The 22,859-nt window shown below is 54.5% G+C and carries 21 protein-coding genes; 7 read left to right on the top strand and 14 right to left on the bottom strand.

Annotated features, from left to right (window positions below; all coding sequences use genetic code 11):
- Nucleotides 1-47 precede the first annotated feature (47 nt).
- The 5 genes from FOC35_RS19850 to sad all read right to left on the bottom strand — a co-directional run bounded on the left by FOC35_RS19850 (nucleotide 48) and on the right by sad (nucleotide 7,289).
- Nucleotides 48-1,103, bottom strand: a complete 1,056-nt coding sequence (locus tag FOC35_RS19850; protein ID WP_172569926.1) for a diguanylate cyclase — start codon at nucleotides 1,101-1,103, stop codon at nucleotides 48-50.
- 82 nt (nucleotides 1,104-1,185) lie between these two features.
- Nucleotides 1,186-2,655 carry a GGDEF domain-containing protein gene (locus FOC35_RS19845; protein ID WP_172569925.1) on the bottom strand — a complete coding sequence of 490 codons (1,470 nt, stop codon included), beginning with the start codon at nucleotides 2,653-2,655 and terminating at the stop codon, nucleotides 1,186-1,188.
- Nucleotides 2,656-3,104: 449 nt separating this feature from the next.
- Entirely contained in the window at nucleotides 3,105-4,031 is a 927-nt protein-coding gene (gene glsB, locus FOC35_RS19840) for a glutaminase B (RefSeq protein WP_172569924.1), read from the bottom strand.
- Nucleotides 4,032-4,100: 69 nt separating this feature from the next.
- Nucleotides 4,101-5,702, bottom strand: coding sequence for a methyl-accepting chemotaxis protein (locus FOC35_RS19835; RefSeq protein ID WP_172569923.1), 1,602 nt, complete (start codon nucleotides 5,700-5,702; stop codon nucleotides 4,101-4,103).
- Between the two features lie 195 nt (nucleotides 5,703-5,897).
- Nucleotides 5,898-7,289 (bottom strand): succinate-semialdehyde dehydrogenase, encoded by a 1,392-nt coding sequence (sad, locus tag FOC35_RS19830; RefSeq protein ID WP_172569922.1) that lies wholly within the window; start codon nucleotides 7,287-7,289, stop codon nucleotides 5,898-5,900.
- A gap of 102 nt (nucleotides 7,290-7,391) precedes the next feature.
- Here sad and FOC35_RS19825 point away from each other — a divergent pair, with 102 nt between their 5' ends.
- Together FOC35_RS19825 and FOC35_RS19820 are read left to right on the top strand one after the other, a co-directional pair.
- Nucleotides 7,392-8,258: a LysR family transcriptional regulator gene (locus FOC35_RS19825; RefSeq protein ID WP_172570410.1), complete on the top strand. Its 867-nt coding sequence runs from the start codon at nucleotides 7,392-7,394 to the stop codon at nucleotides 8,256-8,258.
- Between the two features lie 176 nt (nucleotides 8,259-8,434).
- Nucleotides 8,435-9,370, top strand: coding sequence for a ChuX/HutX family heme-like substrate-binding protein (locus tag FOC35_RS19820; RefSeq protein ID WP_172569921.1), 936 nt, complete (start codon nucleotides 8,435-8,437; stop codon nucleotides 9,368-9,370).
- A 111-nt stretch (nucleotides 9,371-9,481) separates the two neighbouring features.
- On the opposite strand, the gene FOC35_RS19815 is transcribed toward FOC35_RS19820, so the two are convergent.
- Nucleotides 9,482-10,273: a PhzF family phenazine biosynthesis protein gene (locus FOC35_RS19815; protein WP_172569920.1), complete on the bottom strand. Its 792-nt coding sequence runs from the start codon at nucleotides 10,271-10,273 to the stop codon at nucleotides 9,482-9,484.
- Between the two features lie 196 nt (nucleotides 10,274-10,469).
- On the opposite strand from FOC35_RS19815, the gene FOC35_RS19810 reads away from it, so the two are divergent.
- Complete coding sequence (locus FOC35_RS19810) at nucleotides 10,470-11,669, top strand: sugar transporter (protein WP_016536525.1); 1,200 nt, start codon at nucleotides 10,470-10,472, stop codon at nucleotides 11,667-11,669.
- Nucleotides 11,670-11,698: 29 nt separating this feature from the next.
- On the opposite strand, the gene FOC35_RS19805 is transcribed toward FOC35_RS19810, so the two are convergent.
- Nucleotides 11,699-12,367, bottom strand: a complete 669-nt coding sequence (locus tag FOC35_RS19805; protein WP_172569919.1) for a MarC family NAAT transporter — start codon at nucleotides 12,365-12,367, stop codon at nucleotides 11,699-11,701.
- Between the two features lie 176 nt (nucleotides 12,368-12,543).
- Here FOC35_RS19805 and marR point away from each other — a divergent pair, with 176 nt between their 5' ends.
- The 3 genes from marR to marB are packed head-to-tail and all read left to right on the top strand — an operon-like array spanning nucleotide 12,544 to nucleotide 13,645.
- On the top strand, nucleotides 12,544-12,978 hold the full coding sequence (gene marR, locus FOC35_RS19800) for a multiple antibiotic resistance transcriptional regulator MarR (protein ID WP_039898250.1): 435 nt from the start codon (nucleotides 12,544-12,546) through the stop codon (nucleotides 12,976-12,978).
- Nucleotides 12,979-12,999: 21 nt separating this feature from the next.
- On the top strand, nucleotides 13,000-13,392 hold the full coding sequence (marA, locus tag FOC35_RS19795) for an MDR efflux pump AcrAB transcriptional activator MarA (protein ID WP_016536528.1): 393 nt from the start codon (nucleotides 13,000-13,002) through the stop codon (nucleotides 13,390-13,392).
- 40 nt (nucleotides 13,393-13,432) lie between these two features.
- Nucleotides 13,433-13,645 carry a multiple antibiotic resistance regulatory protein MarB gene (gene marB, locus FOC35_RS19790; protein ID WP_172569918.1) on the top strand — a complete coding sequence of 71 codons (213 nt, stop codon included), beginning with the start codon at nucleotides 13,433-13,435 and terminating at the stop codon, nucleotides 13,643-13,645.
- Nucleotides 13,646-13,688: 43 nt separating this feature from the next.
- On the opposite strand, the gene eamA is transcribed toward marB, so the two are convergent.
- Nucleotides 13,689-14,591: an O-acetylserine/cysteine exporter gene (gene eamA, locus FOC35_RS19785; protein ID WP_172569917.1), complete on the bottom strand. Its 903-nt coding sequence runs from the start codon at nucleotides 14,589-14,591 to the stop codon at nucleotides 13,689-13,691.
- 198 nt (nucleotides 14,592-14,789) lie between these two features.
- Here eamA and FOC35_RS19780 point away from each other — a divergent pair, with 198 nt between their 5' ends.
- Nucleotides 14,790-16,001 carry an MFS transporter gene (locus tag FOC35_RS19780; RefSeq protein ID WP_305792503.1) on the top strand — a complete coding sequence of 404 codons (1,212 nt, stop codon included), beginning with the start codon at nucleotides 14,790-14,792 and terminating at the stop codon, nucleotides 15,999-16,001.
- A gap of 13 nt (nucleotides 16,002-16,014) precedes the next feature.
- Here the strand turns inward: FOC35_RS19780 and FOC35_RS22965 are convergent, their stop codons facing one another.
- The 6 genes from FOC35_RS22965 to urtA all read right to left on the bottom strand — a co-directional run bounded on the left by FOC35_RS22965 (nucleotide 16,015) and on the right by urtA (nucleotide 22,830).
- Nucleotides 16,015-17,193 carry a GNAT family N-acetyltransferase gene (locus FOC35_RS22965; protein ID WP_172569915.1) on the bottom strand — a complete coding sequence of 393 codons (1,179 nt, stop codon included), beginning with the start codon at nucleotides 17,191-17,193 and terminating at the stop codon, nucleotides 16,015-16,017.
- 94 nt (nucleotides 17,194-17,287) lie between these two features.
- The gene (gene urtE, locus FOC35_RS19770) at nucleotides 17,288-17,986 is read right to left on the bottom strand and encodes an urea ABC transporter ATP-binding subunit UrtE (RefSeq protein WP_172569914.1); all 699 of its coding nucleotides are present in this window, start codon (nucleotides 17,984-17,986) and stop codon (nucleotides 17,288-17,290) included.
- A gap of 9 nt (nucleotides 17,987-17,995) precedes the next feature.
- Nucleotides 17,996-18,793: an urea ABC transporter ATP-binding protein UrtD gene (gene urtD, locus FOC35_RS19765; RefSeq protein ID WP_172569913.1), complete on the bottom strand. Its 798-nt coding sequence runs from the start codon at nucleotides 18,791-18,793 to the stop codon at nucleotides 17,996-17,998.
- Nucleotides 18,793-19,866 (bottom strand): urea ABC transporter permease subunit UrtC, encoded by a 1,074-nt coding sequence (gene urtC / locus FOC35_RS19760; protein ID WP_172569912.1) that lies wholly within the window; start codon nucleotides 19,864-19,866, stop codon nucleotides 18,793-18,795. The genes urtD and urtC overlap by 1 nt, the downstream gene beginning before the upstream one ends.
- Nucleotides 19,866-21,437: an urea ABC transporter permease subunit UrtB gene (gene urtB, locus FOC35_RS19755; protein ID WP_172569911.1), complete on the bottom strand. Its 1,572-nt coding sequence runs from the start codon at nucleotides 21,435-21,437 to the stop codon at nucleotides 19,866-19,868. Before urtB ends, urtC begins: the two co-directional genes overlap by 1 nt.
- A gap of 121 nt (nucleotides 21,438-21,558) precedes the next feature.
- Nucleotides 21,559-22,830: an urea ABC transporter substrate-binding protein gene (gene urtA / locus FOC35_RS19750; protein WP_016536537.1), complete on the bottom strand. Its 1,272-nt coding sequence runs from the start codon at nucleotides 22,828-22,830 to the stop codon at nucleotides 21,559-21,561.
- Between the last annotated feature and the right edge of the window lie 29 nt (nucleotides 22,831-22,859).

The following is a 22,859-nucleotide window of genomic DNA, read 5'->3' as shown; positions in this document are numbered from 1 at the left end:
GTGCTTAGAGTACATGTTTACTCTTTATGTCCTGATTTGTTAATCGACTAATAAGACGCAAAAATACGGTTCTTCCCTGCCCGCTTAGCGTTGTAAAGCGCGTCATCGGCTGCCTTCAGCCATTCGGCAGCGTCAGGCATTTCTTTAGTTGCGCAGGCAATACCTATGCTGAGCGTACAGTAGGCATTTTTTTCCGGTAACACGCGTACATTGATCGACTCCAGCAGGATGCGTTGAGCAATACTCCCCGCCTCTTCAAGCGTGGTATTTGGCATCAATACCACAAATTCATCGCCCCCAAGCCTGGCTGGAGTATCGGTTGAACGCGTGACGATTCGCAGAACGTCGGAGACTGCTATCAAAATAGAGTCGCCCACCTTATGCCCAAAACGATCGTTAACTTCTTTGAAGTTATCGATATCGATAAACATTAGCGCCGAGCTTCCGCAGGCGACACGCAGCCTTGCCAGTTCATTACCGATCTTTCGCTCCAGCAGGCGGCGGTTGGCTATACCCAGCAGCGGATCCATCATCGCAATGCTTTCCAGCTCGCGGCTTTTCTCACGCAGCTTTACCGCAATCGAGGCGGTAAGCATGCTAAGCGCGATGGTGTAAACGGAAATAAGCGGAAGCGTGGCGTACATCGTTCGCGTCGAAACGGCAGACTCAAACGGCATGCCGTGGCTCAGCCAGGTGAGCAGGAACGTCACGACCATCGCCAACATGGCTTTGATCATCAGAGGTTTTCCCCCGGCGGCCAGGCGGTCGGAGATGAGTATCGTGACGATGGCAACCGACGGCAGCGGGCTTAGCGCCATCATGGCAATCCAGAAACCGCCAGCGGCAGCATCTATCATCAGGTTTTGCTTTTCACTGTTTACCGGGGAGCGTGAGAAACGAGCCTTCAGCAGTGCAACGTGCGGCCACACAAAGGCGTTAGCCGCCAGCAGGCAGATAACCGGTAACGACGCGCCGTGTTGGTTCAGCACCGACAAGATAGGAAAGAAACACAACAGCGTGCCCAACATTCGCATCAGATACATGCGGTTGACGAATCGTGAGCCTTTTTTTCTGGCTTTTGGTGCAGGATCGGGGGCTATCATAAATTTCTCAGGCGAACAGACCGGCAGCAACACTAACAATAGAGTGTAAGAGATCTCATATGGACAAAGCTATGCCATAAGATTACCGGGGCGTCGCGGGCATCTCTTCGCCTCCGCTATCCGTGATGCTCGTCTTGTTTCTCCCCTGTCGCTTCGACAAATAAAGATTCTTGTCCGCTTCCGGGATAAGCATATTAAAGGTATCTTCCAGCGTTTTTTCTGCCACTTCTCCGGCTGCAAGCCCGATGCTCACGGTAATAAATAACGGCTGCTGCTGGTACAAGAAACTGCCCTGCTCGATGGTTTTACGGATCTGCTCTGCAATTTCGTAGCCTTCATGCAGATCATGGGTTCGGCAAACCACCACGAACTCCTCGCCGCCGATACGAGCCACCATCCCCCGGTCGCCTACGGTGTCCAGCACCCTGGCGGCAAAGGATGCCAGCACCGCGTCTCCGCATTCGTGGCCCCAGCTGTCATTTATGCGCTTGAAGAAATCGATATCAAGCAGCATTACACACAGCAGCGGCTGCTTGTTCAGCGGCAGATGCCCGGTGCGTTTTAATGCTTCAAACAGGCCCGAGCGAGAATAAACGCCGGTAAGATAGTCGAAGTCGGCGCGCAGTGAGGTCTGCTTTATTAGCTGATTAATCGCATCCACGCTGATAGACACAATCAGCGGGCAGATGGCAATTGTTGCAATCCCCAGGCGGGCGGAAAACATCTGATCGACCAGCAGTAAAGGCTGCTCGGAGTGCAGGTTAATCGCGGCGTGGGAAACCAGCACTATCTCCGCCGCACCCGTGATAAGAGTTAGCAGCGCAGTGACCGGCAGCGGATAACGAATGGCGCACCAGATTAACGCCGGAAGCGGGAAAGCGAGGCTACCCGCCCCACCGATAGCAATAGCGGTGCCTACTGCGATAACCACAGCGAACAGCGGATAAAGATCGGAAGGCACCAATGAGGGCTGTTTGCGCCATTTCGGCCAACTCGCGCTGAGCAAACAAGGCAACATAAGCACGCCGGTTGAGAACTGTTCGCTCACCCAGTCGGCGTACAGCGGCATAAATTTTTCATGGTAGTCGCCGCTTATGCCAAGTGAACCTATTGCACCGAACAACGAGCTTAATATCGCCGCAATGAGCGAGAAGTTGAAAATATTAAAGGCGTTTAGCGCCCAGTTGCTTTCGTCCATATTCCGCGAATAGCGCAATAATAGCCGCGCCGCGGTAACGATAAACACCATGTTGGAAAAGTTAATGATGGTTGACTGCCAGCCCCACTGCGTAGTGAACGCGTCATAAACCAGCATTGCCGCATAGCTAATAAAGTAATATACGGCTTTATTGAGCCACGGATTACGCACAAAAATGGCGGCCAGCACCGCGTTCAGCGGCCAAAATAGCGACAGATCGTTAACCAGCCGTAGTGAGGCGCCGAAGAAGTAAAACAGCGTGGTAAAAAAGAAGATGCTGACAGCATTTAACAGCATCTTTTCCGGGGAAAAGAATAAAAACTTAGGTCGATTAATCATGCCATCATGATTCATGTTTATTCATTCACCGCTGAAAAGAATAGCGCCATCAGGTGATTGCGGAAATAAGCAATAGCTTAGCATGTTTGCTGCGGCCAGGAGCCCGGTTGTTGAGAGAAAAAGGGAAAATCACCGCCCTGGCCCGGCTCACCGCATCAACTATTACTCATAAGCTAAATTCTCGCCACTTGATAACCTGGTGATGGAAAGCTTCGGGATTTCTGACTAAAAATTCAGACTTATTGCCAATTAATAATTAGCAGCCTCAGGTTTAACCGATGTTTAAAGTGACTGCCTTATAGTCACAGCATACAGGTTTTCCCGGAGATGAAATGCGCAAAACACCGTGGGCGGAACGATTAATCATCACCGCCATTATGCTAACTGTTCTGGCAACCGTTAGCCTGGTTGGCGTCCTGTGGTTGCGTGTGCCGGGATTGTTGCTGCTGTAAGCCCCAGCAAGTTTAGAAAATTGAACGCCCAATGCGCTGAGAAAGTATTTCCAGCGCTGCCGTGCCCGCCAGAGAGTTACCTGACGCATCCAGTTCAGGGCACCACACCGCGATAGACATCTCGTTCGGCACCACTGCGATAATCCCGCCGCCGACGCCGGACTTACCCGGCAGGCCAACACGATAAGCGAATTCGCCCGCTCCGTCATACATCCCGCTGGTTATCATCAGGGCGTTAATCTGCCTTGCGTGCTGGGCCGAAACCACCGGCTCATCGAGATGCAATGCCTGCCCCTGGTTTGCCAGGAACAGGAAAGTTTTAGCCAGTTCAAGGCAGCTCATTTCCAGCGCACAATAATGGAAATAAGTTTGCAGCACCGTTATTACGTCATTTTCAAAGTTGCCGAAGGACTTCATTAGCCAGGCAATGGCGGCATTGCGGGCAGAATGTTCAAATTCGGAACGCGCCACGCGGGTGTCGTAAACCAAATCGTCTGCGCCTGAAAGCTGGCGTACCACTTCCAGCATGCGTTGTTTTGGCGCGCTGAGCCGCGTTTGCAGCATATCGCACACGACCAGCGCCCCGGCATTAATAAACGGATTTCGCGGCTTTCCCTGCTCCAGCTCCAGCTGCACAAGCGAGTTAAACGGCTGGCCGGAAGGCTCTTTGCCCACGCGCTGCCAAATTTCATCTTCTTCGTAGCGGCCCAGCGCCAGCGTCAGGCTCAGAACTTTTGAAATCGACTGAATAGAAAAGCGTTCAGCGGCGTCCCCGGCGCTAAAGAATTCCCCGTCAACGGTACACACCGCGATGCCAAGCTTACTGCCGGACACTTCTGCCAGCGCGGGAATATAGTCGGCAACCTTCCCTTTACCGAGCAAAGGACGGACTTGTTCGAGGATCTCTTCCAGTAACTGATTATTTAATTGAACCGGCACCGTGCTCTCCTGAGCGATGTGTTAAGCGGCGCAAGTATATCAGAGCGACGGGCCGATAATAAAACGAACTCAGGCCGTCATCTGGAAGCGAGCAACGGCTTTTTCCAGTCGCTGCGACTCGCTGAGCAGCCGCTGGGAGGTATTCGTCGAAGCCTTAATCAGCCGTCCTGTTTGATTCACCGCCTGGTTGAGCGTGGTAATACGGCTTGTCACTTGATGTACGCTGGTCCCCTGGTCTACCGAAGCGCTGGAAATTTCGTTTAACAACCCGCTCAGACGGGTGACCTGAGCAATAACGCTCTTGAGTTGATTCTCCAGTTCCGACACCGCCTCGCTGCCCTGTTCAATGCCCTGCAACGAGTTGTTGATAAGCGCCTGAATATTTCTCGTTGACTGGCTGCTCTGCTTCGCCAGCAGGCCAACTTCACGCGCCACAACGGCGAAGCCACGCCCCTGATTACCGGCATGAGCAGCCTCAATTGCGGCATTAAGCGCCAGGATATTAGTCTGGAAGGCGACATTATCGATCATCGCCACAATGCCGCGCATTTCCGCCGAACGGGTGACAATATCCTGCATCGAGGCGTTAACCGTATGCATCATCTGGTCACCTCCGGCTACCATCTCCCGCGCTTCATCGGCGCGCTGGTTGGCCTGAATAGCATACTGACTGTTTTCCTGAACGCGAGATTCCAGCTCGGTAATGTGCTGCGTCACCCTTTCCAGCTCCTGCTCTTGTTGAGCGGATTGGTTAAACAGCTCATTATTACTCTCGGCGAGCTGGCCGATATTACTCAGCAGCGTAGCGGAAGATTCTCGCACCTCCAGCACCAGCTGCTGTATTCCCTGCTGCATTTCCAGCACGCTGCCGTGGAGCTGCTTCACTTCGCGGTTTACCAGCCTGCGTTCGGCTGGCAGGCGCGATAAATCTCCGGCTGCCAGCACATGCAGATGCTCAATCAACCCTCTAAGCGGGCGGATAACCCAGCGTGCGACGCCGAGCCATACCGCGATTGCAACAACCAACAGAATACCTAACGCGATAATAAACAAAGTCTGCGCCTGGCTCAGGCTGCTCAGAAGCGAGCCGCTGGCCTGCACGGTTTGCTTCTCCCCCTCGGTCTGATAGCGCGCGTACTGCTCGTTGAAATCGGACTGAAACGCCTGAATCGGCACTTCAAAAAATGCGTCTATCGAGGCGTGTTTCTGCATCCCTTCTAGTTGCTCTTTCAGGCCGCTGAAAAATAGCTGATAGCTGCTGGCCAGCGCGTCGCTGCTTGCCGGGTGCAGTTTTTGCCAGGCGGAGAAGTTTTGCTGCGACTCTTTTAACGACTTATCGGCTTCATCTACCAGGCTGTTCCAGCTGCCGACCGAGCCGGTTTCTTTATCCTGCATAAAGTAGACACCCGCGCGGTTTAAGAGGTCGCTGGTCATTAACAATGAAGTTCTCGCCTTTTCCATTACCACCTGCTGCTGGTGAAGCTGGCCGCTTTCAAGCACGCTTTGGCGGGTATCACGGAGGATGTTGGAAAGCGAAACGGTCGAGAGAATTTGCAGCACCGAAAAGAGTGCTATCACGCCAACAACTCCGCTCAGCAGCCCAAACTCGCGCGGCCGCCCGGTCAACAGGTTAAGGGGATTTAAACGGCCAAAAATTTGACTTATGTTCATGATTTTCTTCAGTAACACAACGATGCCGCGAGTGTACTGAGCGAAAATGACAGAAATATTTCATTCCCATGACAAACAAGGCCACCCGAAGAGTGACCTTGTTTAGTGCTGGCTAAATCGCCAAAATCCAGCTCTATCTCTTAATTTGAGGCCGACAATGGAGCATTATCCGCCGGCAGTCTGGTGTCGTTTAAACTAGCGACGATCCTTCCATACGGTCTGAATGTTACAGAACTCATGCAGGCCAAAGTGGGAAAGTTCGCGGCCAAAACCGCTCTTTTTCACTCCGCCGAACGCTACTCGTGGGTCACTGGCGCTGTAGCCGTTGATAAACACGCCGCCGCACTCAAGGCCAGCCGCCATTTCCAGCGCCAGGTTCTCGTTAGCGGTAAAGACCGTTGCCGACAGGCCGAAATCGCTGTCGTTAGCCAGTTCCAGGGCATGTTGACTATCGCGGGCAACGGTAATAGCGGCCACCGGGCCAAACAGTTCCTGGCGGAAGGCGGTCATATCTGGCGTAACACCAGCCAGCACCGTTGGCGCATAGTAATTGCCTTCTCCGACCAGTTTTTCTCCGCCAATCAACAATTTTGCACCCTGACTAAGTGACGTTGTCACTTGCTCATGCAACTCATCTCGTAGATCGTAGCGAGCCATAGGCCCGATACGGGTTGACTCTTCCTGCGGCGCACCCAGCTGGTAGTGTTTAAGCTCGGCAATGAATTTGTCGGTAAAGGCATCGGCGATACCCGCTTCAACGATAAATCTTTTCGCCGCGGCGCAGACCTGCCCTGTGTTCTGAAAGCGGCCCGCAACCGCGGCTTTTACCGCCTCGTCCAGGTCAGCATCTTTGAGGACGATAAACGGGTCGGAACCGCCAAGCTCCAGCACACATTTTTTCAGCGCCGCGCTTGCCTGAGCGCCAATTGCCGCCCCCGCTCTGCCGCTGCCGGTCACCGTGACGGCGGCAATTCGTGGGTCGTTAATCGCCTGGCTAACGCCTTCCGGCGTGACGTTAAGCAATTCGAACAGCGAGGCAGGGAAACCCGCAGCGATAAACATCTGGCGAATAATCTCGGCGCAGCCCATCACATTTGGAGCGTGTTTCAACACATAGCTGTTACCGGCCAGCAAAATCGGCACCGCACCTCGCAGCACCTGCCACAAAGGGAAGTTCCACGGCATCACGGCAAGGATCGGCCCCAAAGGACGGTACTCAATAACCGCTTTATTATTTTCAACCAGCGTGGACTCAGCGCCGAGCATCGCCGGGCCGTGTTCCGCATACCAGTCGCAGAGGTTGGCCGACTTAGCGACTTCGGCACGAGCCTGAAGGATAGGCTTACCCATCTCGGCGCTTATCATCTGCGCCATCGCCTCACCGTGCTGGCGCACCGCTTCACCTAAATCACGCAGCTTTTGCGCGCGGGCTTCCAGCGGCGTAGCCCGCCACTGTTTAAAAGCCTGGTGGTTGCGGGCAAGCGCTGCATTAATCTGCTCTGCATTCTCGAAAGGATAAACCGCAATGTGCTCACCGGTAGCGGGATTGCGTGAAATGGCGTGGGTTTGCCCGGTTACTGATTGCATGGTGGTGCCTCGACAGGTGAATGAGATGTTAACAGTAGCCTTGAGGCACGAAGTTTAAAAATGAATAATACTGAGCAAACCATTCACGATTTGAGAAAGCTTATGGACCTGACCCAGCTGGAAATGTTTAACGCAGTGGCCGAAACGGGCAGTATCAGCGCCGCCGCACAGCAGGTACACCGCGTACCGTCCAACCTCACTACCCGCATCAAACAACTGGAGGCTGACCTCGGGGTTGCGCTATTTATCCGCGAAAACCAGCGGCTGCGGCTTTCGCCTTCCGGCCACAGCTTCCTCGACTACAGCAAACGCATTCTGGCGCTGGTGGATGAGGCCCGAACGGTCGTTTCCGGCGATGAGCCTCAGGGGTCGCTGGCTTTAGGCTCGCTGGAAAGCACAGCGGCTGTACGCATTCCCGGGCTGCTGGCGAACTTTAACCAGCGCTATCCCAAAATCCATCTTTCACTGGCTACCGGGCCTTCCGGGGACCAGATCGACGGCGTGCTTGAGGGCAGGCTTTCCGCCGCTTTTGTTGACGGGCCGGCGCTGCATCCATCGCTTGAAGGCATTGCGGTTTATAGGGAAGAGATGGTTATCGTCGCGCCTGCGGACCATAGGCCAATTCTACGGGGGAGCCAGGTGAACGGTGCAAATATCTACGCTTTCCGGGCTAATTGCTCCTATCGCCGCCACTTCGAAAGCTGGTTTCACGATGACAAAGCCATCCCGGGGAAAATCCATGAAATGGAGTCATATCACGGCATGCTGGCCTGTGTTATTGCCGGAGCCGGGCTGGCGTTAATGCCCAGAAGCATGCTGGAGAGTATGCCTGGCAGTCATCAGGTGAGTACCTGGCCACTGCCGGAGGAGAAGCGTTATCTGAATACCTGGCTACTGTGGCGGCGGGATGCTAAAACGCGTCAGCTTGAGGCTTTTATTTCCCTTCTTGAACAACCTCCGACTGATTAATAATTGCGCAGAAAACGCAACCAATCGGTTATTTATTGAACGCCGCTGTCAATTATAGCGACAATCACTAACCGATTATCTCTTTATATAAGATGATTCTTTTTTGATAGTTTTTTAATGCGGAATATTAAAAATTAAGTGCCCATTATTAATATTGTTTGAAAAAGGAGTTCATTATGGTTGGGAACGTCAACTACTCAATAAGGGAAACAGGTAATGTGTGGGGCATAGATTTGAACAAACCCTCAAGCCCCTCTTCATTGAAAAACATAATCGAAAGCATAAAAAACGTCTCTAATTCAAATGTTGAAGTCGCTACCCCAGGGCCACTTAATCGTTCGAACATACGCGTGTGTGGGCGGGTAAAACAACCCTCCGCAAATGGTCATCTAATCCTCAATCCGGAGGGTGTCGATGTCAGAATAATACCAGGAAAAATAAATAACGTTGAATACGAGAACGTTTCAGGTGATAGATACAAGGCCCGGTTTAAAGATTGTGATAGCAATGATGTGATGAGCATGAGCTTTACCTCAAATGAAAAAATTGATAGCGGCGTCAGGCCTGTCTACTCCAGACAAATCCAAATGAAGAGTATCGACAGTCAAAAAAGCATTGAGGAACTCTGGAGAGGCATGACGGACCCTCATCATTTTTATCCTATGTTACAGCAGCTTGGGATAAGCAAGCTGGACGCTTTTCGGCGTGTGCCGCCCGATCTGGCCTCCCGGGTTGACACCGATAGTTTAGGGCTGACTCTACAGAATATACATAAGAGAAAAGATAACATCATGGCCTTCGTTGGCAACAATGCCGTTGTACAGATATATACCGGTCCGGTATTAAAGATCGCCGAAGTGAAAGGCAGTGATAAAATATTTATTCATGGAGTAACAAAAGAAGGAGAACCAGCAGTCATTAATTTATCAAAAAAAGATATTGCTCAGGCATGGGTGGTAAATAAGAGATCAAATGACGGTTACATTACTAGCCTGGAGATTTTCGATCATCAAGAAAACCACATCGCACAGTTTTACGGGGTCAGAAAAGAAGGTCAGAAACAAAATGAAAATTGGCATAAACTGATGAAAGAACTTCCAACCATCATTTAGCCATACTCGAGCCTTACGAACGGTAACTTGCTTTCAAAAAGGCTCGTTTGATATCTATGGCTTAATAATCAAATTAAAATTATTTCCACCCGTTATTTATTCTTTATTGTACTATCGCAATAACACTTTCCCAATCAAATAAGTCACCGCTTTGCCGCCAATCAGCACTCGCTCACCTTTATACTGGCAGCGTAAATCTCCACCGCGGTAAGAAACCTGGCGCGCCAGCAGATGGGTTTTATTTAATTTATCCGCCCAGTACGGGATAAGCATGCTGTGGGTAGAACCGGTCACGGGATCTTCCGGCACCGACTCACCGGGGCAGAAGAAACGGCTAACAAAATCGTATTCCCCCTCGCCCGGCGCGGTCACGCAGACCATTTTATCCAGCGGGATCATCGCGTTGATATCCGGCTTGATAGCCTCTACTTTCGCCTGGCTCGCCAGCACAACCATATAATCCCTGCCCACACGCAGCTCTTTGCACTCGCTAATACCCAGCGTTTCCAGCAGTTGCGGCAGCGGCGCTATCTGTTCGGTTTCCCATGCGGGGAAGTCCAGCGTTAGCCACTCGCCGTTGCGGGTCACCGTCAGCGGGCCAACAAAACGGGTGCTGAAGTGGATCACCGATTCCGGATAATCAAGATGTTCAAAAATAACGTGCGAGGCCGCGAGCGTAGCGTGTCCGCAAAGGTTGATCTCGCTCTGAGTGGTAAACCAGCGCAGCTCGAAGCCGTCATCGGTATTAACAAAGAAGGCGGTTTCCGACTGGTTATGCTGCTGTGCCATCTTCAGCAGCGTTTCGTCCGGGAGCCATTCGGTGAGCGGGCAAACCGCCGCCGCATTGCCGCCAAACGTGGTGTCGGCAAAAGCATCTACCATATAAAAGTCAATTGCCTGCATAAGTCATTCCTCTGTTTGTCGTTATTATTTTCGTCCTGCCTACCATGACATACTCATTTCCGGCATGCCTGTTTTTTCTCACCCATTTTTTCTCTGCGCCATCAAATGAGACTTAAATCACAAAATGGGTTGTCTGTGTGTTTTGATGGTTTTATCATCCGCCCATTCCTTCCTTTGTTCACCTGCGCGATAAAATATGACTATCAATACAGTTTCACGCAAAACGGCGTGGCTGCGGGTAGTAACGCTTGCCGTTGCGGCCTTTATTTTTAATACCACCGAGTTTGTGCCGGTTGGCCTGCTGTCGGATATCGCCCAAAGTTTTGGCATGGAAACGCCGCAAGTTGGCATCATGCTGACCATTTATGCATGGGTTGTGGCGCTGATGTCCCTGCCGTTTATGCTGATGACGAGCCAGGTAGAGCGCCGCCGCCTGCTTATTGCCATCTTTTCGCTGTTTATCGCAAGCCACGTGCTGTCGTTCCTTGCCTGGAACTTTACCGTGCTGGTGATAAGCCGCATCGGGATTGCTTTCGCCCACGCTATCTTCTGGTCGATTACCGCCTCACTGGCTATTCGTATGGCTCCGGCCGGTAAAAAAGCCCAGGCTCTGAGTCTGATTGCCACCGGCACCGCGCTCGCGATGGTGCTCGGCCTGCCGCTTGGCCGCATCGTTGGGCAATATTTCGGCTGGCGCACCACCTTCTTCGCCATCGGCGTAGTCGCCGCGATCACCCTGTTCTGCCTGATAAAACTACTGCCGAAGCTGCCCAGCGAGCATTCGGGATCGCTCTCCAGCGTGCCAAAATTATTCAGCCGCCCGGCGCTGGTCAGCATCTATGTTCTGACCGCAGTCGTGGTAACGGCAAACTATACCGCCTACAGCTACATTGAGCCGTTTGTTCAGCAGGTTGCCGGGCTAAGCGCCAACTTTGCCACCCTTCTGCTTCTGCTGCTCGGTGGCGCGGGGATAGTCGGCAGCGTGCTGTTCGGCAAACTGGGCAATAAATACGCGTCGCTATTAGTCAGCTCGGCTATCGCTCTGCTGACCCTTTGCCTGGCGCTGTTGCTGCCCGCCGCAGGCAGTGAGCTAAATCTTGGGATGCTGAGCCTGGTCTGGGGCGTGGCGATTATGATTATCACCCTCGGCATGCAGGTTAAAGTGCTGGCCCTGGCGCCGGATGCCACCGACGTGGCGATGTCGTTGTTTTCGGGGATTTTCAATATCGGGATTGGGGCAGGCGCGCTGCTGGGTAACCAGGTCAGCCTGCATCTTTCTATGTCGAACATTGGCTTTGCCGGGGCGGTTCCGGCGCTGGCGGCGTTAATCTGGTCGGTGCTGGTGTTCCGCCGCTGGCCGGTGAAACTTGAAGAACAGGCCCGGACGACGCACTAAAAAAAACGCCCCGAGGGGCGTTTTTGCTATCAGGCGTGGTAAGTCTTAACGATTTCAAGCACGCCGTTAATAATAAACTGAACGCCCATACACACCAGCAGGAAGCCCATCAGGCGGGAAATAGCCTCGATGCCGCTTTTGCCGACCATGCGCATAATTGCCCCGGAGCTGCGCAGGCTTACCCACAGAATCAGGCCGACAGCGAGGAAGATAAGCGGCGGCGCAACGGTAATCACCCATGCAGGGAAATCTGACCCGGCGCGGACGGTAGAGGCAGAGCTGATTATCATCGCAATTGTCCCCGGCCCGGCGGTGCTCGGCATCGCCAGAGGAACAAACGCGATATTGGCTTCAGGCTCTTCGCTCAGCTCTTCTGATTTGCTTTTTGACTCCGGCGATTCGTGCGCCTTTTGCTGCGGAAACAGCATGCGGAAGCCGATAAAGGCAACTATCAGCCCCCCGGCAATACGCAGCCCGGGAATCGAAATGCCGAAGGTGTTCATCACCACCTGCCCGGCGTAATACGCCACCATCATAATGGCAAACACATTCACCGATGCAATCAGCGACGTGCGGTTACGCTGGCGGGTGTTCATGTCTCCCGAAAGCCCGAGGAAAAGCGCCACGGTCGTCAGCGGGTTGGCAAGCGGCAGCAAAACCACCAGACCCAGGCCAATGGCCCTGAGTAAATCCATCATATTTCTGTCCTTTTAATAGCGGGCTGTTAGCGGGTCTGAGTATAGCAGCAAGCAGTTTACCGACGGCAGGTGAAGCGTTTTAGCTTTTCGTGGCATCGGGTAAATCATCAAGTTGACTTATACTTGCCCCGGCAATAATATCTGCCGTGACTAATCTACTTGCCTGGGCAAACATAGTGAAAAGCACCTGTGATCTGTTTAACGAAATCATCCCCCTCGGGCGGCTGATCCATATGGTGAATCAACATAAAGATCGCCTGTTAAACGATTCACTATCGCCGCTGGATATCACCGCTACCCAATTTAAGGTGCTGTGCTCCATTCACTTTGAAGTGTGTATCACCCCTGTCGAGCTGAAAAAAGTGCTTTCCGTTGATCTCGGTGCGCTAACCCGCATGCTCGACCGCCTGCTGTGCAAAGGCTGGATTGAGCGTTTACCGAATCCCAACGATAAGCGCGGCGTGCTTATCAAGCTGACGCCGGAAGGCGTTGCGCTTTGCGAAGAGTGCCGCAACCTTGTGGGGCTAAGCCTCCATAAAGAACTCACAAAAAACCTGACGGAAGACGAAGTGGATACGCTTTATCGACTGTTAACAAAGGTATTGCCGTAAACCTGCAAAAGAGGTGAAACGATGTCCAGACGCAACAATGATGCAATTACGATTCATAGCATTTTGGGATGGATAGAACAGAATCTGGAAACCCCCCTCTCGCTTGAGAAGGTTTCTGAGCGTTCTGGCTACTCTAAATGGCATCTGCAGCGGATGTTTAAAAAAGAGACCGGTCATTCACTGGGCCAGTACATCCGTAATCGCAAACTGACGGAAATCGCGCTGAAGCTCAAAGAGAGCAACGAACCGATTCTCTACCTGGCAGAACGCTATGGTTTTGAGTCGCAACAGACGTTGACCCGCACCTTTAAGAACTACTTTTCGGTGCCACCGCATAAGTACCGGGTGACGCGGCTTGCCGGAGAAGGCAAGTATCTGCATCCGTACAACCAGTATTGTAGTTTGTGTAATTAATAGTATCGCCGCCTGTTTTTGCAGGCGTAAACGAGGAAATATGAAATTCATCTCCGCAGCCACCCTTATTCTGGCTCTGGCATCGGCAAACGCTCTTGCGGAGCAATCCGGCAGCTTCACCGCGTCTCAGGCCAATTACGGCAACATGATCTCCTGCTCGGGCGGTCAATTGTCTAAAGGCCCACAGCACACCGCTGCCGAAAAATCTGAACAACTTGGCTCACCTTATTACCACGGTAATGCTGATTTGTAAGATTGAGGCTAACCCGCCCGGCTTAGGGCGGGTGCCGCAAAAACTAAGAAGAAAGGCCCTTCACAGAACGCCGAACACGCAGGCCAAAAACGTTGATATACAGCCCCGCCATAATCAGCACCGCCCCCAGTAACTGCATTACCGAGAGCTTCTCATCCAGCAGCAGCGCAGCGCTCGCCATGCCGACAACCGGCACCAGCAGCGACAGCGGCGCCACGCGCCATGTTTCGTAGCGCCCCAGAAGCGTCCCCCAGATCCCGTAGCCGATAATGGTCGAGACAAACGCCAGGTAAACAAGCGACAAAACGGTCGTGATGTCGATATTTACCAGGCTAGTCAGCATCACGCCCGGGCCATCCAGCAGCCAGCTTGCGGCAAAAAACGGCAGCACGGGAATAAGCGCGCTCCAGACAATCAGCGACATAATCTGCGGACGCGGCTGATGCTGCATAATTATCTTGTTAAAGATATTGCCGAACGCCCAGCATAGCGCCGCCGCCAGCGTCAACATAAAGCCAAGCAGCGCAACATGCTGCCCGTCGAGACTGCCTTCAATCAGCACCAGCACGCCAAACACCGCCAGAGTTATCCCCGCCAGCTGCTTGCCCTGTAGCCGTTCGCCAAAGAAAAAAGTGCCGAGAATAATGGTAAAAAAGGCCTGTGATTGCAGGACCAGCGAGGCAATACCGGCGGGCATGCCGAACTTAATAGCGGAAAATAAGAAGGCGAACTGCCCGAAGCTGATGGTCAGCGCATACCCAGCCAGCAGGCGAAAAGGAAGTTTTGGCCGGGCGACAAACAGCAGCGCGGGAAACGCCACCAGCAGAAAACGCAGACCCGCCAGCATCAGCGGCGGCATGTTGTGTAGCCCCAGCTTGATAATCACAAAATTCACGCCCCAAATCACCACCACCAGCAATGCCAGTAGCCCATCTTTACGCGTCATAACCCTGCCCTGTATTTATTATCAGTATGTAAAAAAATAATCCCGATGCGCGAAATCAAACAGATACAGATCGCACTTTTTTGTTGGGATACAGATGTGTTGTAACGTGCTTTGCCGCCGTTTATTGTATGTACTTGGCTGATTCTTCATGATAAATCTGTTCCCCACGCACATAAACCTATAATAATGCACACAACCATGACCACCCTGAGCAAACTGTTTTCCGGCAAGCAATTAGCAACAACTGTGTTACTTCTTTCCTCCCTATTACTCACAATAGGGCGCGGCCTGACCCTGCCATTTATGACCATTTACCTTTCGCGCGAATACCATATGCCGCTGAAGGACATCGGCATGGCCATCACCGCCGCGCTGGTTGCTGGCGTGTTGTTCAGCCTGTGGTTCGGTATTCTGGCGGATAAGTTCGACAAGAAAAAAAACATGCTGCTGGCGGTCATCATCTTCTTCGGCGGCTTTCTTGCTATTCCGATGGTGCATCACGCCGGGCTGGTTGTGCTGTTTTACTCCATCATCAACTGCTCTTACACGGTGTTTTCCGTGGTGGTAAAAGCCTGGTTCTCGGACACGCTCGATATCAGCCTGAAGCCCAAAATTTTCTCGCTCAACTACACCTTCGTGAACGTTGGCTGGACGGTTGGCCCGCCGCTTGGCACCTTCGTGGTGATGTACAGCACCAACCTGCCGTTTTTGCTCTCCGGCCTTACCGCCGTCCTGCCGCTGATGATGATTGGCCGCTGGGTTAAACCCCTGCCGATGAGCGCCTCTACCGCTGATGCCTCGGACAAAGTCCTGCCCTCACCGCACATCATGCTGCGCGACAAACAGCTGATGTGGTTCACCAGTTCGGCGTTCCTCGGCTCGATGGTCTACGGCGCGTTCGCGGGCTGCCTGTCTCAATATGCCATCGTCATCGGTGACGCAGGATTGGCGGAAAAAGTGGTCAGCGTGGTGCTTTCGGTTAACGCTATCGTGGTGGTAGCGTTTCAATATTTCCTCGGCAAAAACATCCGCCCCGATAACATCAAAAAAATGATGTTCTACGGCACGCTCTTTTTCGTCTGCGGGCTGGGCGGTTTTATGCTCTCCGGTACTAATCTCTGGCTGTGGGGGCTATCTTCACTGGTGTTTACCATCGGAGAGCTTATCTATGCTCCGGGCGAATATATGCTGATCGACAACATTGCGCCTCCGGGGCTGAAGTCGAGCTACTTTGCCGCCCAGCAGCTTGGCTGGCTCGGCGGAGCCTGTAACCCGCTGGTCACCGGGCTGCTGTTAAGCTGGCTGCCGCCGTATATGCTGTTTGTGGTGCTGATGGCCACCATCCTGCTGGCTTACTACGCCGTAGTGGTCGGGATGAAAGCGCCGCCCCGCCAGCCGATGGCGGCCTGACGGGGCGCCCAGGTTAGACTTCTTTCTGGTATTGAATAAAACCGGACTTCGCCGCTACTTTGTCATACAGGGTTTGAGCGGTGGCGTTAGTCTCGTGGGTGTGCCAGTAGAGGCGGCCGCTGTTATTCGCCTCCGCGTGCTGGCGTACGGCCTCGATTAACGCACGCCCTACGCCCTTGCCTCTCGCCTGTGGAGCCGAGAACAAATCTTCAAGGTAGCAGTAGTGAGTCTCAGACCAGGTGCTGCGATGATAGAGGAAGTGGGTGAAGCCGAGCAGCCTGCCCTGGCCGTCAAACGCGCCCAGCGCCCACATCGGTTCTTTGTCATCAAGCATGCGCCGCCAGGTGAGCGCCGTGACCTCGTCGCTGATTTGAGCATCATAAAACGTCAGGTAACCCTGCCAGAGCGCCAGCCACTGCTCGCGATCGCCGTGATTGAGCAAGCGCACGTTCAGCGAAGGATTGAGTTCAGTATTGCCGCCGCTAAGCTCCGTGCGAATAGCGGCCAGCCCCTGCTGCTGGACGCCACCAACGATATTCGACGCCGAAAGCCAGCGCTCAAAAGCGCTTTTCACCAGCGGCCATTCACCGTCTGTAATTGAGAACCAGGCCGTATCGCGGGTTCTGCCTTTATAAATGCTCATCTGGCGGAAAACGCCTTCAAAACGAAAACCTAAACGCAATGCCGCGCGGCGAGATGGCCCGTTAAGGCTATCGCACTTCCACTCGTAGCGGCGGTAGCCGAGGGTTTCAAATGCGTACTTCATCAGCAGGTAGTGCGCTTCGGTTGCCTGAACGGTACGCTGCAACAGCGGGGAGAACACCACGAAACCGACTTCGATAGAGCCGTTTGCCGGGTCGATTCGCATTAGTGAAAGCGTGCCCATGGCCTGGCCGCTTGCGTTATCCACCACCGCAAAATGGAACGGATCGGCGCTTTTCTCAGCCCCGGCAATATAACCCATAAAATCGGCTTCGGTTTCAAAAGGCCCCACGCTGAGGTAGGTCCAGCCACGCTGATCTTCGTCCTGGCTCCACGCCTGCCAGAGATGAGCGCCATGCTTTTCGGCACTCAGGGGTTCAAGGCGACAATATTGCCCGTTGAGAGTGACCCGCTCAGGCAGCGGGCGACGCTGCCAGTCTGGAAGAGAGAAACCAATCGGCTGCTGAAAACTGTTAACGGTAAAAGACATAATAACCTCTGGAATTCGATAGAGAATACCGAAAACTATAGGCGCGCAGAGGTTCAGCCAGAAGTACCACAATCATTAATTTTTGGCAGACCACTTAAATAGCGACCAGCCCGCGCACGCCCTCCTGCTCCATCTCGCTTCCGCGCCCGCTCTGGACGATTTCTCCTCGCGACATCACCAGATAATTATCCGCCAGTTCGGCGGCAAAGTCGTAAAACTGCTCAACCAGCAGGATAGCCATATCGCCCTTTCCGGCCAGATGGCGGATAACCTGAGCAATCTCTTTGATGATTGAAGGCTGGATGCCTTCGGTTGGCTCATCGAGGATCAGCAATTGCGGTTTGCACGCCAGCGCCCGGCCAATCGCCAGCTGCTGCTGCTGCCCGCCGGAAAGGTCGCCCCCGCGCCGCTGCCTCATCTCATGCAGCACCGGGAATAGCTGGTAGATTTCATCCGGCACCGTTCTGGCCTGGCGACCGGGAAACCGTGAAATCCCCATCAGCAAATTTTCCTCAACAGTCAGGCGCGGAAAAATATCGCGCCCCTGCGGCACATACGCGATTCCGGCCTGCACCCTTTGGTGAGGTTTACGCTGGGTTATCACGCTATCCTGCCAGCTTATGTTTCCACTTTTCACCGGGAGCAGTCCCATCAGGCACTTCAGCAGCGTGGTTTTACCTACGCCGTTGCGCCCCAGCAGGCAGGTCACTTCGCCGATCTTAGCTTCGAAGCTGACGCCGCGCAGAATATGACTGCCGCCGTAATATTGATTTAATTCGCTCACCCGCAGCATGCTCGCTCCTTAACGTCCGAGATAAACTTCGATGACCTGCTCGTTAGCCTGCACTTCGCGCAGCGATCCTTCCGCCAGCACCTGCCCCTGATGCAACACCGTTACATGGTCAGCGATGGTTTCCACAAAGCCCATATCGTGTTCGACCACCATCAACGAGTGTTTTCCCGCCAGGGCGCGAAACAGCTCGGCGGTATATTCGGTTTCCGCATCGGTCATGCCCGCAGCGGGTTCGTCCAGCAACAGCAAATGCGGCTCCTGCACCAGCAGCATGCCGATTTCGAGAAACTGTTTTTGACCGTGCGACAGCAGCCCGGCCCGGCGGTGCCGCTCGCCCGAAAGCCGCAGCGTAATAAGCATCTCGTCGATGCGATCCCGCTGGTCGCTATTCAGCTTTGCCTTAAGGCTGGCCCACACGGATTTATTGCATTTCTGGGCAATCTCCAGATTTTCAAATACCGTCAGCGCCTCAAACACCGTGGGTTTCTGAAACTTGCGGCCAATTCCGCGCCTTGCAATCTCACCCGGCTCAAGGCGCAGCAAATCGATTGACTGGTCGTAAAATGCGCGCCCGCTCTGCGGCTTTGTTTTGCCGGTAATCACGTCCATCAGGGTCGTTTTTCCCGCACCGTTGGGGCCAATAACGCAGCGCAGTTCGCCGACGCCAATCTTTAAAGACAGATTGGTGAGCGCCTGGAAACCGTCAAAATTGACGTTAATATTCTCAAGATCAAGCACTGGATCGGTTTGCTCCCGGAAGCGGTCGGTTGGGTGCTGGCGGGTGAATAGCGGTTCAGCAGGCTGCATCACTTCTCTCCTTTGTGCAGCAGGCCAATTACCCCGCGCGGTAAAAACAGCGTCACCAGAATAAAAATCAGCCCGAGAAACAGCTGCCAGTATTCCGGCACGGCTACGGTAAAATAGCTTTTCGCCCCATTAACCAGCCCGGCCCCCAGAACCGGGCCAATCAGCGTGCCGCGTCCGCCCAGGGCCACCCAGATAGCCGCCTCAATAGAGTTAGTCGGCGACATTTCGCCGGGGTTGATGATGCCGACCTGCGGCACGTACAGCGCTCCGGCCAGGCCGCACAGCACGGCGGAAAGCGTCCAGACCAGCAGCTTGAATCCGCGCGGATCGTAGCCGCAGTAAACCAGCCGGTTTTCCGCATCGCGCACCGCGGTCAGCACCCGGCCAAACTTGCTGCGGGCAAGCGCAAAGCCAATGCCCAGACTTGCAACCAGCAGCAGCACCGTAGCGACAAACAACCCGATGCGTGTGCCGGTGGCGGTAACCGGCATACCGAGCAGCGTGGTAAAGCCGGTAAAACCGTTGTTGCCGCCAAAGCCGGTTTCGTTACGAAAGAACAGCAGCATTCCCGCGTAGGTCAGCGCCTGGGTCATTATCGAAAAATAGACGCCTTTAATTTTTGAGCGGAAGGCGAAGAAGCCAAACAGCAGCGCCAGCAGCCCCGGCACCGCCACTATCAGCACTAGCGCCCAGGCAAAATGCTGAGTGCCCCACCAGTACCACGGCAGCTCGCTCCACGAGAGAAAAGACATAAAACCCGGCAGCCCGTCGCCCGCGGCCTGGCGCATCAGATACATGCCCATTGCATAACCGCCGAGGGCAAAAAATAGCCCGTGCCCGAGCGATAGCAGCCCGGCATAGCCCCATACCAGGTCCAACGCTACGGCAACGGTTGCATAGCAGAGGATCTTGCCGATAAGCGTCATAGTGTAGGTTGACAGGCTCAGCGGGCTACCCGCAGGCAGCAGGGTAAGAAACGGCAGCGTCAGCATCAGAGCAACCAGCAGCGCCCCCAGAACCAAAGTGGCGCGCGGAGCTTTACGGCTCAGCGTTAAAGTCAGCGGCATGCTCATCAGTCAATTACCCTCCCTTTCAGCGCAAACAGCCCTTGCGGACGTTTCTGAATAAACAACACAATCAGCACCAGGATAATGATTTTCCCCAGCACCGCGCCCGTCTGCGGCTCGAGGATTTTATTGAAGATCCCGAGGCCGAAAGCCGCTGCCACGCTGCCCGCCAGTTGTCCGACGCCGCCCAGCACTACCACCAGGAAGGAGTCGATGATGTAGCCCTGGCCAAGCTCCGGCCCGACGTTACCAAGCTGGGAAAGCGCGACCCCGCCCAGGCCGGCAATGCCCGACCCGAGGCCAAAGGCCAGCATATCCACACGCCCGGTAGAAACACCGCAGCAGGCGGCCATCGCCCTGTTTTGCGTGACCGCACGCACGTTCATCCCGAGGCGGGTTTTATTCAGCAGCAGCCAGGTAAACAGCAGCACCAGCAGCACAAACCCCAGCACCGCCAGCCGGTTCCACGGCAGAATCAAATTCGGCAGAACCTGTAGCCCACCGGAGAGCCACGCGGGGTTCGCCACCTCAACGTTTTGCGCGCCGAACGCCATACGCACAATCTGGATAAGCATCAGGCTTATACCCCACGTCGCCAGCAGCGTCTCAAGCGGGCGGCCATAAAGGTGGCGGATAACGCTGCGCTCAAGCGCCATGCCAATCCCTGCGGTCACGACAAAAGCAACCGGCAGCGCGACCAGGGGGTAAATCGCCAGCCATGACGGGGCGAACTGCTGGAAGCCAGCCTGCACCAGCCAGGCCGAGTAAGCCCCGAGCATCAGCATCTCGCCGTGCGCCATGTTGATGACCCCGAGCAGGCCGTAGGTGATGGCCAGGCCAAGCGCCGCCAGCAGCAATATCGAGCCAAGTGACAGGCCCATAAACGCCTGGCCCAGAATCTCGCCCAGCCACTGCCGGTGCTCAATCTTGCGCAGCCCGTCGATAGCGGCCTGGCGCACAGCAGCATCCGGCTCGCCTGCGGCATCGCTTAAGGGGCTGAGTAATGCCTCGGTGTCCGGGTCAGCCGAGTGGCTCAACAGTTTCACGGCAGCCAGGCGGTCGGACGCCTGCGGGCTGGCAAGCTCAAGCCTCGCAATGGCGGCCTCCAGCGCTCCGCGAACGGCATCGTCTTTTTCCATGCCCAGTCTTTGCTGCAAGACGGGCAGCAGTTCAGGCGCGGCGTCTTTCTGCAACGCCCTGGCAGCGCGCAATCTTGTAGTGACGTTGTCACTTACCAGCTGATGGCTGGCAAGCGCCCCCGCCGCCAGAACGCGTAATCTGTTGGTCAGGCGCAGCTTTTTAGTTTCGCCCTGCGGCGCGGCCTCCTGCCCAAGCGGAGCTAATCCGCTGCTGGTCTGGTTAAACGCGCTATGCCCGTCGGTAACCAATGTCTCCTGCTGCAAAGCGTTTAGCAGCGGCAGGCGAGCCGGATTGGGCTTAACCGCCCAGGCCTGCAACAGCCGGGCCTGCTGGCTACGGTTAGCCGCCGCAAATGTCTCCGCATCACCGGCGGCGGCAAGCCCCGGCAGCAGCGCGGCCACAAGCAGCAGCAGCCGGGCCAGTGTTGCTAATGTCATGGCTTTCTCCTGTTTGATTTCATCCTGTTGCCCCTCACCCTAACCCTCTCCCCGGAGGGGCGAGGGAATAAAGTATTTCCCCCTCTCCCTCCCAGGGAGAGGGCCGGGGTGAGGGTAAAAATCAGTTACTGGCGGTCTTCACCGGTAGATCGGATTTTTTATCATTTCCCGGAATAAAAGGACTCCAGGGCTGGGCGCGAACCGGCTTGTCGGTCTGCCAGACCACGTTGAACTGGCCGTTGCCTTCGATCTCACCGATCATCACCGGCTTATGCAGATGATGGTTGGTGGCATCCATTGTCAGAGTAAAACCGGACGGAGCCTTAAACGTCTGTCCGGCCATGGCGGCACGGACTTTATCCACGTCGGTGGTTCCCGCCTTTTCAACGGCCTGCGCCCACATATGGATGCCAACCCAGGTCGCTTCCATCGGGTCGTTGGTCACAACGGTTCCGGCGTTCGGCAAATTGTGGGCTTTGGCATAGGCCTTCCACTCGCTGACAAACTGTTTATTGGTCGGGTTATCAACGGACTCGAAGTAGTTCCAGGCCGCAAGATTGCCCACCAGCGGTTTGGTGTCGATACCGCGTAACTCCTCTTCGCCCACCGAGAAGGCCACAACCGGCACGTCGGTCGCCTTCAGCCCCTGGTTAGCCAGCTCTTTGTAGAAAGGCACGTTAGAGTCGCCGTTGATGGTGGAGATAACCGCCGTTTTGCCGCCCGCTGAGAACTTCTTGATATTGGCAACAATGGTCTGGTAATCGCTGTGGCCAAACGGGGTATAAACTTCTTCGATATCTTTATCCTGAACGCCTTTAGAGTGCAGGAAAGCGCGCAGGATCTTGTTGGTGGTGCGCGGATAAACGTAGTCGGTACCGAGCAGGAAGAAGCGTTTTGCCGCCCCGCCGTCTTCACTCATCAGGTACTCCACGGCGGGAATGGCCTGCTGGTTTGGCGCCGCGCCGGTATAAAACACGTTCGGCGACATCTCCTCGCCTTCGTACTGCACCGGGTAGAACAGCAGGCCGTTCAGCTCCTCAAATACTGGCAGCACCGACTTGCGGGACACCGAGGTCCAGCAGCCGAAAACCACCGCTACTTTGTCCTGGCTCAACAGCTGGCGAGCCTTCTCGGCAAACAGCGGCCAGTTGGATGCCGGGTCAACCACTACCGGCTCAAGCTTTTTCCCCAGTACGCCGCCCTTCGCGTTGATATCGTCGATGCTCATCAGCGCCACGTCTTTTAGCGGCGTTTCGGAGATGGCCATCGTGCCCGACAGCGAGTGCATAATCCCGACCTTGATGGTGTCGGCGGCCTGAGCCGCAAAGGCCAGCCCAAAGCTGACAACCGAGGCGGACAGCGCGAAAGCTTTAACAAAGGTACGACGTTGCATAAGTCTGACTCCCCTAAGAAAAATAGATA

This window comes from Cedecea sp. FDAARGOS_727 (assembly GCF_012273235.1).
GTDB classification, from domain to species: Bacteria; Pseudomonadota; Gammaproteobacteria; order Enterobacterales; family Enterobacteriaceae; genus Cedecea; species Cedecea davisae.
This window is presented reverse-complemented; position numbering and strand designations above follow the sequence as displayed.

Coding starts and splice junctions, on each gene's coding strand:
- FOC35_RS19805 (WP_172569919.1), bottom strand. CDS start 12,367: ATGATGGATTTACTCAGGGCCATTGGCCTGGGTCTGGTGGTTTTGCTG.
- urtE (WP_172569914.1), bottom strand. CDS start 17,986: ATGCTGCGGGTGAGCGAATTAAATCAATATTACGGCGGCAGTCATATT.
- urtB (WP_172569911.1), bottom strand. CDS start 21,437: ATGACATTAGCAACACTGGCCCGGCTGCTGCTGCTTGTGGCCGCGCTG.
- FOC35_RS19850 (WP_172569926.1), bottom strand. CDS start 1,103: ATGATAGCCCCCGATCCTGCACCAAAAGCCAGAAAAAAAGGCTCACGA.
- FOC35_RS19780 (WP_305792503.1), top strand. CDS start 14,790: ATGACCACCCTGAGCAAACTGTTTTCCGGCAAGCAATTAGCAACAACT.
- sad (WP_172569922.1), bottom strand. CDS start 7,289: ATGCAATCAGTAACCGGGCAAACCCACGCCATTTCACGCAATCCCGCT.
- FOC35_RS19845 (WP_172569925.1), bottom strand. CDS start 2,655: ATGAATCATGATGGCATGATTAATCGACCTAAGTTTTTATTCTTTTCC.
- urtD (WP_172569913.1), bottom strand. CDS start 18,793: ATGCAGCCTGCTGAACCGCTATTCACCCGCCAGCACCCAACCGACCGC.
- FOC35_RS19825 (WP_172570410.1), top strand. CDS start 7,392: ATGGACCTGACCCAGCTGGAAATGTTTAACGCAGTGGCCGAAACGGGC.
- FOC35_RS19815 (WP_172569920.1), bottom strand. CDS start 10,273: ATGCAGGCAATTGACTTTTATATGGTAGATGCTTTTGCCGACACCACG.
- FOC35_RS19820 (WP_172569921.1), top strand. CDS start 8,435: ATGGTTGGGAACGTCAACTACTCAATAAGGGAAACAGGTAATGTGTGG.
- marA (WP_016536528.1), top strand. CDS start 13,000: ATGTCCAGACGCAACAATGATGCAATTACGATTCATAGCATTTTGGGA.
- FOC35_RS19810 (WP_016536525.1), top strand. CDS start 10,470: ATGACTATCAATACAGTTTCACGCAAAACGGCGTGGCTGCGGGTAGTA.
- urtA (WP_016536537.1), bottom strand. CDS start 22,830: ATGCAACGTCGTACCTTTGTTAAAGCTTTCGCGCTGTCCGCCTCGGTT.
- eamA (WP_172569917.1), bottom strand. CDS start 14,591: ATGACGCGTAAAGATGGGCTACTGGCATTGCTGGTGGTGGTGATTTGG.
- marB (WP_172569918.1), top strand. CDS start 13,433: ATGAAATTCATCTCCGCAGCCACCCTTATTCTGGCTCTGGCATCGGCA.
- FOC35_RS19835 (WP_172569923.1), bottom strand. CDS start 5,702: ATGAACATAAGTCAAATTTTTGGCCGTTTAAATCCCCTTAACCTGTTG.
- urtC (WP_172569912.1), bottom strand. CDS start 19,866: ATGAGCATGCCGCTGACTTTAACGCTGAGCCGTAAAGCTCCGCGCGCC.
- FOC35_RS22965 (WP_172569915.1), bottom strand. CDS start 17,193: ATGTCTTTTACCGTTAACAGTTTTCAGCAGCCGATTGGTTTCTCTCTT.